Here is a 14647-nt window from a genome sequence, read left to right as displayed (position 1 = left end):
GCTTTATTCTAACCTCAAATGAAATAAATACAACTCCCTGCTAAAACGTGAAGTATTCATTCCAATATAAATTGTTAAAAATCATGTCAAACTGCAAAAATTGCTTGTTTTATACTACTTGAACCTTATATATATACCCACAGGTTTAACAATAAAAACAAGTAAGTGGTAGTTAGCATGGCAATTGAACATTTTTCATCTTTAAAAGAATACTTATCTCAACAAATTATCGGTCAACACGCCCTTGTTGAAAACTTACTAATCGCACTCCTTGCCAATGGTCACTTAATTGTAGAAGGTCCTCCCGGCTTAGCAAAGACTCGTGCGGTAAATGCATTAGCTGAAGGAATTGAAGCAGACTTTCATCGTGTACAATTTACACCTGACTTGTTACCTGCTGATTTAACGGGCACAGATATTTACCGCCCTGAAGACGGTACCTTTGTTTTCCAACCAGGTCCTCTTTTTAGAAATCTAGTTCTCGCCGATGAAATAAACCGTGCACCAGCAAAAGTACAATCGGCTTTATTAGAAGCGATGGCAGAAGGACAAATTACGGTTGGTCGTAATACCTACCCACTCCCCGATTTGTTTTTAGTGATGGCAACACAAAATCCGATTGAGCAAGAAGGAACGTATCCACTACCTGAAGCGCAATTGGATCGCTTTTTAATGCACATTGAAATTGATTATCCTGATGCTGTAAGTGAATTAGCTATTTTAAAACTCAACCGTGGTGAAGCACTTCAACATAAAAAAGAAAGTAAAAAACCGGTAAAAGAGATATCACAAAGTGATATTTTTGCTGCTCGTGACCAAGTGATGGAAATTCATATGGCACCAGCGATTGAAAATTATATTGTTGATTTAATCATGGCAACACGTACGCCAGAAAAATATGACGACCAATTAAAAAAGTGGCTAGCATATGGCGCTAGCCCACGAGCAACAATAGCACTTGACCGATGTTCACGTGCTAGAGCCTGGTTACATAATCGTGATTTTGTTAGCCCTGAAGATGTTCAAGCCGTATTCCATAATGTGTTACGTCATCGTATTTTATTAACTTATCAAGCTGAAGCTGAAGGTATTAGCAGTAATCAACTTCTTGATCACTTATTAAGCTTAGTCGCTGTTGCTTAAGTCGCTTAACAACATCAATAAAATGAACGATCAATTTTGTAAGTAAATTTATGTGGCTTAAACAAAAAAAAGAACAAAATCAGCAAGACATTGTAAGTCTGCTCAATAGTATTGCCAGTAATGGGATTGAATTATCTATCGATGAATTAATTCAATATCAAAACAAAGTTAGACTCATTGATCTTGCTGCACGTAAAAGTCAGCATGGTCAAATGTCGGGCAATTACCTCTCTCGCAGTAAAGGCCGAGGGATGGAGTTTGACGAAGTGCGTCATTACCAAAATGGCGACGACATTCGTGCTATTGACTGGCGAGTAACCGCAAGAACAGGTAAAACCCATACCAAGATTTTTCGCGAAGAAGTTGAACGTCCTGTACTGGTGGTTACCGACCTAAGCAGTTCAATGCTATTTGGTAGCCAACTCCTTTTTAAGTCAGTGCAAGCGGCACATTTAGCAGCATTGGTGACTTGGCATGCTAAAGGTCGAGGCGATCGAGTGGGCGGTATTGTTTTTAATGAACATAAGCATAGCGAATTAAAACCGCGCAGCCGTAAGCAAGGCGTGCTCCATTACTTACATAGTTTAGTTGAAACGCATCAGCACACCCTGTTACTTCAACAACAAGGTCAAAGCGAATCACACCCTAGAGCCCCTCTATCTAGCGAGCAATTAAATGATTCTGCCAATGCCGCTTTTGAAGAAAATTGCGCACGATTAAGGCAACTTGCACGACCGGGAAGTTTAGTTCATTTGATCACTGACGGTAACCATATTAGCCAAGAAACTATCCGTCACTTATCTCATATCAGTCGTCATTGCGAATTGGTAGTGTGTTTAATAAGTGATCCTCTAGAACACGATTTACCCAGCAGTAAATATAAAATGAATGTTGCCGTAACCGATGGAAAATCGAAACAGCAATTATTAATTGGCGACCCTGCATCGGCTAAAAATTATCACCAACAAGCCAGTCAACTCGCTCAACAAAAACAAGATTTATTACTTAAGGCCGGCGCGAGAGTTTTACACTTTTCATCAGGTCAAACTTTAGAGCAGCAGTTAACCGACGGAGTCGCCTCATGGAAGCGTTAAAACAACCGTCTGAACAATTAGCTCAACTAAAAGATATTCATTTACCGGAGCAGATCCATAATTATCCTATCGCATATGGCTGGTGGATATTACTTGCTGGTTTATTGGTTACCTTAATTTTCATGATTGTTAAATGGCAGAAACGACGAAAACTCAATCTTGCCAAAAAGGTTGCACTAACAAAACTTAAAAACACCGACAACAATGACGACGTCATCGCATTGCTTAAGTGGGCTGCTTTTCAATACTTTCCACGTAATGAAGTCGCCTCATTACATGGTGAGTCATTAAAAAACTATTTCCTCAAAAAATTACCCGTTAAACAACAAGAAAAGTTTCAACTGTTGTCTGAACAGCAATTTAACAACAAATATCAGCTCACTGACAACCCAGAAAATGAAACGTTGAAGGAAGCCGCTCATCTTTGGCTCAGTCAAGCACTACCGCCGAAGTTGCTAAAGAAAAATTCGGTAACAGCACATGAGAGACAGTCATGATTAATCTACTACTACCTTGGGTATTATTAGCGCTGCCAATACCTTTGTTCATGTATCTATTACCCGTAAAAAATCAAAACCAAACAGCGGCATTAAAAATGCCTCTGTTAATTCAAAATGCCTCAAGTCAAACTTATACGGCTAAAAACAAAAAGTCTCCTCGAGTTTTGTTCTTACTTATTTGGGTATTAGTCGTTATTTCTGCCAGTCAACCACAGTGGCTAGGTGAGTCAGTTAATGTGCCCACCGAAGGGCGTGAGATGATGATCGCCGTTGATCTGTCGGGCAGTATGCAAGTAGAAGATATGCAAATAAATGGTCGCACGGTTAATCGCTTAGATATGTTAAAAGTATTATTAGGTGACTTTATCGAACGTCGAACAGGTGATCGTCTAGGACTTATTCTCTTTGGTGACGACGCCTATATGCAAACGCCGATGACCTTTGATAGAAAGACAGTACAACAGATGCTTGATGAAGCCGTATTAGGCTTAGTCGGTAAACAAACAGCCATTGGTGACGCTATTGCCTTGGCAGTAAAGCGCTTCGATACAAAAAAAGATTCAAACCGCGTATTGTTACTGTTAACTGACGGCCAAAATACTGCCGGTAAAATAACACCCGAACAAGCATTAGAACTTGCTGTAGCAAAAGATATTACCATTTACTCAGTTGGTATTGGCGCAGATGTTATGATCCAAAATTCAATTTTTGGCAAACGCCAAATTAATCCTTCCAGTGAATTAGACGAGGAATCATTGCAACAATTAGCCAGCGAAACGGGTGGTTATTACTTTCGAGCTCGCGACAGTAAAGACATGAGTGAAATATACGAATTACTTGATGCTCTAGAACCCATAGAACAAGACCAACAACAAATGCGACCTTTGACTGCATTATTTTATTGGCCACTAACAATAGCGTTACTGCTATCATTTTTCTATTTAATCTGGGTAAACCTGCCCGTATATAAGTTAAAAGGAGCGAGTAAATAACATGGCTGACTTTCACTTTATTCGCCCTTGGTGGCTATTCGCTATTATCGCTTTGGCTTTGGCATTAAAACTACTTAATAAATACCGCTTAAGCCAATCAGGCTGGCAACAGCTATTGCCGCAACATTTAGCGAATGTTTTAGTTGATAAACAACACAGCCAACAGAAATTGTCACTGACTTTACCTTTTATTATTGGTTTACTTGCGATTGTTGCCTTAGCCGGACCTACCTGGAAAAAGCTGCCTCAACCTGTTTATCAAACCGCACGGGGCTCAGTGTTGATCATGGATATGTCTTACTCTATGTATTCGACTGATATTTCACCCAATCGATTAACACGATCACGTTACAAGGCCATTGATTTACTTGAACAATTAAATGAAGGCGAAATTGGGCTTGTCGCCTATGCAGGAGATGCTTTTACTATTAGCCCTCTAACAGATGACATTAATAACATTAAGTTGTTATTACCTTCTTTATCGCCTGAGTTAATGCCAGAACTCGGCAGTAATCCTTTAGCAGCACTGACACTTGCTCACGACATGCTCGTTAATGCAGGTCATAGCAAAGGTGATATATATTGGTTTACTGATGGCATTGACAACTATGATATTCAAGACATCACTAATTGGAGTCGAAGCAACAACCATCGTTTGAATGTGTTAGGCATAGGTACAAGGTCTGGCGCACCAATAAAACTCAATAATGGCGAGTTGATGAAAGATAATAGTGGTTCAATTATCGTTCCTAAATTATCAGTATCAGCATTAAAAGGAGCCGCGAAAAGAGGCCGTGGTTATTACGCAACCCTTGCTAATAATAATAAAGATATTGAACAGTTATTATATAAACCACTTGATATTGACGAGCAACAACAAAAAGAGTCTTCAAATACGGGTGATCAATGGCAAGAAGCTGGCCCTTATTTATTATTATTAGTTTTACCCTTATTACTGCCCTACTTTCGCCGAGGACGCTTACTGGCCATATTGCCAATAATGTTATTAATAACACCCGTTGATAAGAGCTATGCGGACGGTTCAACCCTAGCCAATACGGTTCAACCGAGTACGATAGCAACATCAGAGCAAGTACCAAATGAAAATTTTGCCAAAAGCTATTGGGATAATTTATGGCAAACTAAAGACCAGCAAGGACAAAAGCAATTCAATGCTGAAGCTTTTCAACAAGCAGCAAACAGTTTTGAAAATTCATCATGGCAGGGGAGCTCTTATTATCGCTCTGGAGAATACGAACAAGCATTAACAGCATTTCAGCAACAAGATACCGCGGAAGCTCTATATAACCAAGGTAATGCTTTAGCACAATTAAAGCGCATTGATGAAGCGATTGAAGCTTACACGCAAGCGCTGAAAAAAGATCCTAAACATGAGGATGCAAAGGCCAATAAAACTTATCTTGAAGCGTTAAAAAAACAGCAAGAGGAAGAGGAACAGCAACAAGACAACCAGGATAAAGATAAAAATAAAGAAAAAAACAACGACGAAAATCAGCAGCAGCAAAACCAAGAGAATCAAAATAAAGATCAAGAACAAAAAAACAGTGACGACCCATCACAACAAAGTGATGCTGAACAAGAAGGTGAGAAAAAAGAAGATTCAGACAACAAGCCCTCTAAAGAGGAAAATTCTGAACAAGAAGATAAAAGCAAAGCGGAACAAGAACAGCAAGCCCAAGAAGGTGAAGCGAAAGATGATGATAAAAACAAGCCAACGCAAACACCTGCTCAGATTCGTGCCGAAGAGCAATTAGCAGAAGAAACTGAGCAAAAACATCAACAATTACTCAATAAAGTAACTGATGATCCGTATATGTTATTGAGAAATAAAATGCAGCTCGAATATCAAAAGCGTCGTAATAACCGAAGTAGCGCAAAAGGAACAAAAAAGTGGTAAAAATAGTGATGAAAACATTTATAACCTTATTAGCCATTATTCTTAGTAATGCGCTTTTTACAAGTAATGCGTTAGCTGCAAGTCAAATAAGTGCAACTATCGATAAGAATCCTGTAGTGGTTAATGAATCTTTTATTTTAAAAATCACCATTGATGATGATGTCGATACTAACGCTTTAAATACCTCTGCTTTGTTACAAGACTTTATCGTTGGCCGAACTTCAGTGAGTTCTCAAACAAGTATGGTGAACTTTAAAACCACCCGTACAACAACTTGGAGCACCTTACTTATAGGGAAGAAAGCTGGAAATTTCATCATTCCCGCCTTGACAGTCGCAGGTATAAAATCTCAAGCCATAAATGTTCAAGTATTAGCTGAAAATGATCCCCTTGCTGACAAGCAGCAAGACATATTTATTACGACTGAAGTCTCAGCTAAAGAAGTCTATGTTCAGCAGCAGCTTACATTAGTAGTAAAGCTTCACTTTGCTGCTGAGCTAAAGCGTGGAAGTCTAACTGAGCCGACCTTAGAAGGTGCAAGTATTACTCAAATAGGAAAGGATAAAGAAGAAGATACCGTTATTAACGGTCAACGCTATCGTGTTATTGAAAGAACGTATGCAATAAGCCCTAAAAACAGTGGTGAATTTATTTTAAAATCACCTGTTTTTTCTGGCGAAATTTTAGTGCCGTCAACCAGAAGAAATAATATGTTTAGTTTTTCAGAAACTAAGCCGGTGAGTGTTATTGGAGATGAAATCCCATTACTTGTGCGTCCTATCCCTGAGACATTTCAAGGAACTTGGTTACCCAGTGATTTACTTGCTATTCACCAAAATTGGCAGCCTGATATAGCTACGTTTAAGGTGGGCGAACCTATTACTCGCACCATCACTTTGACCGCAGCAGGTTTATCACAAGAGCAACTGCCTATCCTTGAAATAACAGTTCCAAAAGGTTTAAAAGTCTATCCAGATCAAGCGCAGTTACATACGGGTATGAGTAGTGGCCATTTAGTCAGTCAGAAAGTACGAAATTTTGCTATTGTTGCGAGTAAGCCAGGTGAATATCAGTTACCAGAAGTAAGTATTCCATGGTGGAATACTGTGACCAATCGTTATCAAGTCGCAACTATTGCCGCGCAAAAAATCACGGTATTGCCTAATAGCGAACTTGAAACTGCCACCACTGTAGTTAATGTCAATCAAAATAAAGATCTCGCGCCCGCTAAAACAGTAATAATTACGCAGACATATTGGTTGCAGTGGTTATTTTTAGCGTTATGGTTACTGACGTCTTTAGCGTGGTTTATCAGTGCAAAACTGGCCAAACCTTCGCAAGCCAAGACATCTAAAAATAAAACCCCAAATAATAACGCTTATTTATCTTTGTTGGCTGCCTGCAAAAAGAATCAAGGTTTGGCTGTTCTCACTTTAATTTCACCTTGGATAAATATTTTACAAGCTAAAGCAGGTAAAGCAATTACTGCGACGCTTGATGAAGCATTACTCGAGATTAATAGTGATGAATTTCAACAAGAGATAAATTATTTACAACAATGTTATTACGCAAAAGATCAGAAAGATTGGCAAGGAACCAGCCTAATAAAATTGATTCAAGCGTTTAATAAGCAAGGCTTAAAAGAGAGTAAAGTAACCGTGTTATCCCTGAATCCAACGTAAAAAATGAAATGATTTTTTAAATGCGAAATAAAATAATGTCTGCTCAGGTCTCTTACAACATGGCAACAAAACAAGTTAGATATGAAGCACTAGTTAAAGCATTGCATGGCGACTTATTCCGTTATGCATACTGGCTCTGTCACGACAAACATGTTGCAGAAGATTTAGTGCAAGAGACCTTTTTACGGGCATGGCGAGCTTTAGATTCATTGAAAGATGAAAAAGCGGCTAAGTCATGGTTGATCACAATTCTACGCAGAGAAAATGCCCGTCGTTTTGAGCGTAAACGCTTCGATATGAGCGAGTATGAAGAAGCCACGATAACCGATACTAAATCGACAAGTAGTGAGCAAGAAATAGAAAACTACTGGCTACGTGAAAAAATAGCACAAATGCCAGAAGAATACCGAGAGCCATTAGTACTACAAATTATTGGTGGTTTTTCAGGTGAAGAAATAGCTAAACAGCTTAATTTAAATAAGAATACCGTAATGACAAGGTTGTTTCGAGCGCGTAACCAATTGAAAGATGCTTTAGAAAATACTCCCAACGTTAGAGGCCATTACAATGGATGAGTTGCAATTTAGACGTCGTATTTATGCAGATCCAAATACACGTGATGAAGATATGATTGCTGCGATGAATAGTGATCCTGCCAAACAAAGCTTTACACAAGAACTTGAAAGTTTAGACAGTAAGCTCTTTCAGGCGTTAAATATTGAAGTACCTAATGGCTTAAGTGATAAACTTATTTTACGTCAAACAATGGCTAGTCATCAGCAGCAAAAACGCAAAAGCCGTGTACGCCTAACATTGGCTGCATCCGTTGCCTTAGTGATGGGGTTAACCATTAACTTTATGCAGTTTTCTAGTGCATATAGTAACTTAGGGGATTATGCGATCGCTCATATTGTCCATGAAGAAGGCCATTTCTCTAATACTTCAGCTGCAAATGTTAGCTTAGCCTCTCTTAACGATAAAATGGCGACGTTTAATGGCAGTTTTACCGATAGCATAGGTAAATTAATGTTTGCTGATTATTGCCGGTTTGATGGCATGAAAAGCCTGCACTTAGTTTTTCAAGGGGCAACAAGTATCGTCACCGTTTTTGTTGTTCCCGATAATGAGGGCCTTGAATTTATTGCTGATTTTTCAACAGATAAATTCATAGGAAAATCCCAACATTTTAAAGACAGTAATATTATTGTAGTTGCTGACAAAAGTGAATCACTTGCGCAATGGCAAACAGCGATTGATAAAAATATTAACTGGTCTATTTAAGCAATAACAAACACTATTATTCGACTTATAATTTCGTCGCGTACAAAACCATGGGACGAAACTTTTAATCCTCTCTATTTAAAACTCCATTGTTCTGATACTGAAACCGCCATATTAATACAGAAATTGTCATGCTGAACTTATTTCAGTATCTACTACTAACAGCATTATCAACAAGTACTAAAATAATAGAGCATTTCTTGGTATCAACTTGCACCAATCTATTTATAAGCCCCAGACATACGAGACTTGGGGGTGCTATAACCGTTAACGTGCAGGATAGCTAAGACCTAGTAAGACAGGATATCTGGGAGACGCAGAACATAAAAGCCCGTTATTGAATTTCAATAACGGGCTTTTTATTAATTTAATTTCAAGATAATCTCGAAAAATTAAGCAATAAGAAATAGAGTTAATCGATGTTGTGGTTATGCTGCTCTATCATCTCATCAAACATTTTTTCAACAGATTCATCAGGTGTCGCGGTCATGTTACTGACCACAATAATAGCGATTGTTGAAAGAATAAAGCCGGGAACAATTTCATACATCACTGAACTTAATAATTCACCACCTACAGTGATAGGCACGTAGATCCAAAAGAGAACAGTTAATGCACCTGTTAACATACCTGCTAACGCACCTTGTTTGTTCATTTTTTTCCAGTAAAGACTTAAAATAACTAAAGGCCCAAATGCAGCGCCAAAACCCGCCCAAGCATTGCTTACCAAACTTAAAATAGAGCTATTTCGGTCATAAGCTAAAGATATCGCAACAAGAGCAACTAACAACACAGATATACGACCAACAAAAACAAGTTGCTTATCAGTAGCGTCTTTGTTGAGAAAAGCTTGATAAAAATCACCGGTTAATGAGCTGGATGTCACTAATAACTGAGAAGATATTGTACTCATTATTGCAGCTAAAATTGCGGCAAGTAAAAAACCAGAAATAAGAGGATGAAATAAAACTTGAGAAAATAAGACAAAAATAGTTTCTGGGTCAGTTAATGTCGTCCCTGTTTTCGCTACATAAGCAATACCGGCAAAACCTGTTGCCATAGCACCACAAATAGAAACAATCATCCAAGTCATACCAATACGACGGGCGGCAGGTAAATCTTTAACTGAGCGAATTGCCATAAAACGCACGATGATATGCGGTTGACCAAAATAACCTAGGCCCCAAGCCATCGCTGAGATAATAGCCAAAGCACTCACACCACTGAACATATTAAATTTTTCAGCATCAAGCGAATGAATAGTTTCATTCATAGCTTGTAAGCCTCCAATATCGCTTATCACCACAAATGGAACCAGTACAAGCGCAACAAACATAATACACCCCTGCACAAAATCGGTTAGACTAACAGCTAAAAACCCACCAAACATCGTGTAAAGTACCACAACACCTGCTGTAACATAGAGGCCTGCCTCATAATTTAAACCAAAAGAACTTTCAAACAATTTACCACCCGCAACAATCCCTGAGGACGTATAGAGTGTAAAAAAGATAATAATTACAATCGATGAAACTACACGAAGTATATGGCGTTTATCGTTAAAACGATTTTCAAAAAAGTCTGGTAATGTTATAGAGTCATTAGCTACTTCGGTATATGTTCTCAAGCGAGGTGCAACAATTAAATAGTTAAAATAAGCGCCAATCACAAGTCCGACAGCAATCCAAATACTGCTTAAACCTGAAACATACATAGCTCCAGGTATCCCCATTAACATCCAACCACTCATGTCAGAAGCACCAGCAGAGAGTGCAGTAACTGAAGGACTTAAATTACGACCTCCCAACATATAACCCGCAGCATCACTGGTTGATTTTTTATAGGCATATAAGCCTATACCGATCATGACAATAAAATATAAACCTAAAGAAAATAACGTACCAAAAGCCAAACTAACCTCCGAAAAATATTATTATATCTTTGCTGTGTAAAAGTAAATTTCTGTTACAGAACAAAAAATAGAGTAAGCCTAGTATGACTAGATATTTTTCTATTACTATACTTTTATTGTTTTCGTGTCTATAAAATGTATTATAAATGTAATGTTTTTATGACAGTGACTAATATATAAAAATAGTTAATGCTAATTGGTCATATTTCCAATATATTCACTGTAGTTATGATGTGTTCAGGAATTATTATGTATTTTTATGCCGCAAGGCAACCCATTCTAGATAAAGACAAAAATCTTTTTGCCTATGAATTGTTATTCAGAGACAGTATTGATAACGTTTTTCCTGACATTGATGGCGACGAAGCCACAACCAAAATGATCGAAGCAAGTAAATTTAACTTAGGTATCGGTGAATTTACCGCTAATAAACCTGCCTTTATTAATTTTACACTCGAAACGTTAAGCCTTGGTTACGCAAACATGCTAGCGACTAATGAAGTAGTTGTTGAGATTCTAGAGACGGTTAAGCCGGGTAAAAAACTGCTAGCTATTTGTAAAGATCTTTACGAGCAAGGGTACACATTAGCGCTTGATGACTACGAACATCAAAAAGTGTGGATCCACTTCTTCCCATATATCAAAATAATAAAAATAGATTGGAAAATTTCCACTATTGAAGAGATAAAAGAAGTTAAGCAGGCGATTATAAATTTTCCTGATATCAAGTTACTTGCAGAAAAAGTTGAAACATACGAAGAGTACAATCAAGCTTTAGAATTAGGTTTTGAACTGTTCCAAGGTTTTTTCTTTGCAAAACCTGAAATGATAAAAACTAAAAGTCTATCTCCGTCACAAATAGCAATGGCTGAGTTACTTTATGAAACATCAAAGCCCGAATTAGATTTAATCAGTATTACATCAGTATTTGAGCGTGATGTGACACTTTCATATAAATTATTAAGATATGTCAACTCAGCAATTTTCCGAAGAAGCAAAGAGATATCTACAATAAAACAAGCACTTGTAACCTTAGGTTCTGAAGAGTTAAAGCGTTTTTTAGGTCTAATGTTTGCTACAAATGTTAACCCTGACAAGCCTTCTGAGTTAATCAATTCCGCAATGGCTCGAGCAAAGTTTTGTGAGCTTGTCGCAAAAGATATTAGTGTTCCGGTAAATACCTCAATTGCATTTTTAACGGGACTCTTGTCGTTAATTGATGCCATTTTAGATGAAAAACTTGAAACTGTTTTAGAAAAACTTCCCCTTGCTCAAGAAATAAAAGATCCTTTACTCACTAAAAAAGGGGTCTTGGCTGAATTAATACAATTGTTAGAGTTTATTGAACATGCACAATGGGAAAAAACCACTATTGTCATGAAAAAATTAGGTATTGAAAAAGAGAAAGTCATTAAAGATTATAATAAAGCACTAAATTGGGCTGATGAACAATCCCAAATGACCAATAGTTAACTTCGTTTCAAAAGCTAAAAGGCCAAATTTTACATCTATTTTCCTGTGATATTACCTCTATGAACAGAGGTACTTGTGATTTGTAATAATACAGTTCATATCGTTTTTCCTGAAGATCGTCACTCTTTCACATCCATGTGACCGTGACATACCGTTCTTCCTAAACATCGTCACTCTTTCACATCCATGTGACCGTGACATACCGTTCTTCCTGAACACCGTTACTCTTTCACATCCATGTGACCGTGACATACCGTTCTTCCTGAACATCGTTACTCTTTCACATCCATGTGACCGTGACATACCGTTCTTCCTGAACATCGTTACTCTTTCACATCCATGTGACCGTGACATACCGTTCTTCCTGAACATAAAAACGAGTAAGATTTATAGTCTTCGCTCGTTTTATGGTGACAGTAACAGTAGAATAACAGCTCAAAGACTATATAAACGCTAATGACGTTACACAGTTATATAGAAATACTACATCAGATCTTTGCGGTCTTTAGCCATAACTTTGGTGGTTAGCAAATTAAAATCTTTTAGCTCAATTATCTCATCCGTTAATTGATCTTCAAGAGCATCAATTGCGATAACTGACTGACAAAGCTCCTCGCTTCGCGTTTCTATTTCGTTACCACGAGATTTCATTTCGTATTCCATCTTTTCACCAAAATCTTCCATACGTGTTTCAAAGGCATCCATATCGCCCCCAGAAAAAAGCATCTGTTGACCAACAGCAATCATCAAACTGCCTATCGAATTTTGCACTGTTTGCTCTACAGCACTCTCAATACGCTGTTCGAAATCTTCATTGAAAAAATCGTCTCCTGAAAAGCCGTTTTCATCAAAATAAATGTCTTTATGGTGAGTAAAACCTTCATCGATTTCTTTACGTATTTCTGAGAGTTGGGCACCAATTTCAGCACTAATATCATTCCCCTCACCTAGCAATTCATTAAAGGCTAAATTTACGCCATCACTCGCAAGATCAATAGCATCTAATGCAATCCCTTTTACTTGCGGAACAGCAGATCTAATACGCATAGCATAATCGGTAACTAAAGATTGCTGACTATCAGATAAAGCGATTTTATTGTCATTAACGTATAGCATTTCATTATCAACAATTTTGTAGAGCGCTTTTTTATCTCTTGAGAATTCAATGGCTGTGGCGGTAATTTTAACGCCTCCTGATATGTCTGCATTGCATGAGTCATTGGTAAATGATGCTTTAGAAGCAAATGAACTGCTGCTTGCCAATATTAGTGCCGTAGCGATTAGTGTTTTCATATTATCCCTTCTCTTATAAAATGTTGTCTTTAACTAAATAACGCATAACTAAGCTCGTTATTACAAAATAGGTGCCATAAAATAAAAGTAATAAAATTCAATAGGGTATATAAAAACAAACAATAAGAAAGAGAATAAAAAGCTATTATTTGGTTAAGAAAACAAAGTTTTAGTTAATATGATATGTTTTGCATTTCAATCAGTCTTGATTGACAACGGGCAAATTCAAAAATTAATTGTTGCCCCTGATAAAGGTCAAAAACATCAACTTCAGCGTTAATAATAAGTCTTATCTTTCTATCATAGAACTCATCAACCAACGCAATAAAACGTCGAGCTTCGTCATCTAAATGACGAAGCTCACCCAATATTTTACCCTCACGTTGATAGCCATCTTCCACGCCAGAGGCAACTGAAATAATTCTTTCTCCATTGAACTGTGGGACTTGATCAAGTAATACTGTTTTAAAACTATCAGCCAAACGCATATAGTCTCGCTGACTTCTTGGGCCTGAACAAAGCGCATAAAAATCAAAGAGTATCGTTTTATCAGTTTTCGCTTGGTAAGCTATTTTACGGTGGTTAACTGTTATATAACCTGAACTTACTTTACTCCCTGTAACTTCAAAGAATCGATTAACCAGAGTATTATTTTTAGCCAAGGGAAAGCTATAATCACGATACTCGATTGCAACTTCATCGTGGCCTAAACGATGGTCAATGTCACCATCAACTGATAACACTTGGCAATGCTTATTAATTAGACCGATAGTTGGTAGAAAGCGTTCACGCTGTAAACCGTTTCTGTAGAGTTGCTCGGGTTGACTGTTAGATGTAGCAATTAAAATAATACCTTGCTGAAAAAGTGCTTGAAACAAACCCGAAAGCAACATGGCGTCACCAATGTCTGAAACAAAAAATTCATCAAAACATAGCACCTTAATTTTTTTTGCCCAGCGCTTTGCAATAAATGTTAAAGGATCACTTTCCCCTGAACATAAATTTAATTGCTGATGAACTTCTTCCATAAATCGGTGGAAGTGAATACGTTTTTTTGCTGTGATCGCTAAATGTTGGAAAAACAGATCCATAAGCATGGTTTTACCACGCCCAACTCTGCCATAGAAATAAATTCCGGGAATAACAATGGGTTTATTAAGTCGTTTAGCCAGCCAAGACTGCTGTTCTTGCTGATAAATGTTCTGGGAGAGCTCATCGAGTTTTGCAACTGCATTAACTTGTGCGTAATCATATTGAAAATGATTTAAAGCAGATAACGACTGATAAGCTGAGAGCATAAACTAAATTTTTTCCACAAAAAAAGGGTGAGACATAAGTCTTACCCTTTTTAGCAATTTA

Annotated in this window: 12 protein-coding genes; 9 read left to right on the top strand and 3 right to left on the bottom strand. The window is 37.6% G+C overall.

The window, feature by feature from the left end; genetic code table 11:
* Positions 1 to 177: 177 nt before the first annotated feature.
* The 8 genes from H4J73_RS18625 to H4J73_RS18590 are packed head-to-tail and all read left to right on the top strand — an operon-like array spanning position 178 to position 8610.
* A complete protein-coding gene (locus H4J73_RS18625) occupies positions 178 to 1143 on the top strand; it encodes a MoxR family ATPase (protein WP_182223353.1) in 966 nt (321 codons plus the stop codon).
* Between the two features lie 50 nt (positions 1144 to 1193).
* Positions 1194 to 2237 carry a DUF58 domain-containing protein gene (locus tag H4J73_RS18620; RefSeq protein WP_182181970.1) on the top strand — a complete coding sequence of 348 codons (1044 nt, stop codon included), beginning with the start codon at positions 1194 to 1196 and terminating at the stop codon, positions 2235 to 2237.
* The gene (locus tag H4J73_RS18615; RefSeq protein ID WP_182223352.1) at positions 2225 to 2734 is read left to right on the top strand and encodes a DUF4381 domain-containing protein; all 510 of its coding nucleotides are present in this window, start codon (positions 2225 to 2227) and stop codon (positions 2732 to 2734) included. The genes H4J73_RS18620 and H4J73_RS18615 overlap by 13 nt, the downstream gene beginning before the upstream one ends.
* Complete coding sequence (locus H4J73_RS18610) at positions 2731 to 3729, top strand: VWA domain-containing protein (protein WP_182223351.1); 999 nt, start codon at positions 2731 to 2733, stop codon at positions 3727 to 3729. Before H4J73_RS18615 ends, H4J73_RS18610 begins: the two co-directional genes overlap by 4 nt.
* Before the next feature lies 1 nt (position 3730).
* Positions 3731 to 5647, top strand: a complete 1917-nt coding sequence (locus H4J73_RS18605) for a VWA domain-containing protein (protein WP_182223350.1) — start codon at positions 3731 to 3733, stop codon at positions 5645 to 5647.
* Positions 5648 to 5655: 8 nt separating this feature from the next.
* Positions 5656 to 7329, top strand: a complete 1674-nt coding sequence (locus H4J73_RS18600; RefSeq protein ID WP_182223349.1) for a BatD family protein — start codon at positions 5656 to 5658, stop codon at positions 7327 to 7329.
* 20 nt (positions 7330 to 7349) lie between these two features.
* Positions 7350 to 7904: a sigma-70 family RNA polymerase sigma factor gene (locus H4J73_RS18595; RefSeq protein WP_182223348.1), complete on the top strand. Its 555-nt coding sequence runs from the start codon at positions 7350 to 7352 to the stop codon at positions 7902 to 7904.
* Complete coding sequence (locus H4J73_RS18590; RefSeq protein WP_182223347.1) at positions 7897 to 8610, top strand: DUF3379 family protein; 714 nt, start codon at positions 7897 to 7899, stop codon at positions 8608 to 8610. Before H4J73_RS18595 ends, H4J73_RS18590 begins: the two co-directional genes overlap by 8 nt.
* 412 nt (positions 8611 to 9022) lie before the next feature.
* Here the strand turns inward: H4J73_RS18590 and putP are convergent, their stop codons facing one another.
* Positions 9023 to 10522: a sodium/proline symporter PutP gene (putP, locus tag H4J73_RS18585; protein ID WP_182223346.1), complete on the bottom strand. Its 1500-nt coding sequence runs from the start codon at positions 10520 to 10522 to the stop codon at positions 9023 to 9025.
* A 249-nt stretch (positions 10523 to 10771) separates the two neighbouring features.
* On the opposite strand from putP, the gene H4J73_RS18580 reads away from it, so the two are divergent.
* A complete protein-coding gene (locus H4J73_RS18580; protein ID WP_182181962.1) occupies positions 10772 to 11995 on the top strand; it encodes an EAL and HDOD domain-containing protein in 1224 nt (407 codons plus the stop codon).
* Between the two features lie 483 nt (positions 11996 to 12478).
* Here the strand turns inward: H4J73_RS18580 and H4J73_RS18575 are convergent, their stop codons facing one another.
* Both H4J73_RS18575 and zapE read right to left on the bottom strand, forming a co-directional pair.
* Positions 12479 to 13288, bottom strand: a complete 810-nt coding sequence (locus H4J73_RS18575; RefSeq protein ID WP_182181961.1) for a DUF2884 family protein — start codon at positions 13286 to 13288, stop codon at positions 12479 to 12481.
* A 173-nt stretch (positions 13289 to 13461) separates the two neighbouring features.
* Positions 13462 to 14586 carry a cell division protein ZapE gene (gene zapE, locus H4J73_RS18570; RefSeq protein ID WP_182181960.1) on the bottom strand — a complete coding sequence of 375 codons (1125 nt, stop codon included), beginning with the start codon at positions 14584 to 14586 and terminating at the stop codon, positions 13462 to 13464.
* Positions 14587 to 14647 lie beyond the last annotated feature (61 nt).

The organism is Colwellia sp. MB3u-41 (genome assembly GCF_014076845.1).
Lineage (GTDB): Bacteria > Pseudomonadota > Gammaproteobacteria > Enterobacterales > Alteromonadaceae > Colwellia_A.
Note: the sequence above shows the minus strand (reverse complement) of the source record. Positions and strands in the feature narration are given on the sequence as shown.

Excerpts from the sequence above, each read along its gene's own strand:
- H4J73_RS18625 (WP_182223353.1), top strand. The coding sequence starts at position 178 with ATGGCAATTGAACATTTTTCATCTTTAAAAGAATACTTATCTCAACAA.
- H4J73_RS18620 (WP_182181970.1), top strand. The coding sequence starts at position 1,194 with ATGTGGCTTAAACAAAAAAAAGAACAAAATCAGCAAGACATTGTAAGT.
- H4J73_RS18615 (WP_182223352.1), top strand. The coding sequence starts at position 2,225 with ATGGAAGCGTTAAAACAACCGTCTGAACAATTAGCTCAACTAAAAGAT.
- H4J73_RS18610 (WP_182223351.1), top strand. The coding sequence starts at position 2,731 with ATGATTAATCTACTACTACCTTGGGTATTATTAGCGCTGCCAATACCT.
- H4J73_RS18605 (WP_182223350.1), top strand. The coding sequence starts at position 3,731 with ATGGCTGACTTTCACTTTATTCGCCCTTGGTGGCTATTCGCTATTATC.
- H4J73_RS18600 (WP_182223349.1), top strand. The coding sequence starts at position 5,656 with ATGAAAACATTTATAACCTTATTAGCCATTATTCTTAGTAATGCGCTT.
- H4J73_RS18595 (WP_182223348.1), top strand. The coding sequence starts at position 7,350 with ATGCGAAATAAAATAATGTCTGCTCAGGTCTCTTACAACATGGCAACA.
- H4J73_RS18590 (WP_182223347.1), top strand. The coding sequence starts at position 7,897 with ATGGATGAGTTGCAATTTAGACGTCGTATTTATGCAGATCCAAATACA.
- H4J73_RS18580 (WP_182181962.1), top strand. The coding sequence starts at position 10,772 with ATGTATTTTTATGCCGCAAGGCAACCCATTCTAGATAAAGACAAAAAT.
- H4J73_RS18575 (WP_182181961.1), bottom strand. The coding sequence starts at position 13,288 with ATGAAAACACTAATCGCTACGGCACTAATATTGGCAAGCAGCAGTTCA.
- zapE (WP_182181960.1), bottom strand. The coding sequence starts at position 14,586 with ATGCTCTCAGCTTATCAGTCGTTATCTGCTTTAAATCATTTTCAATAT.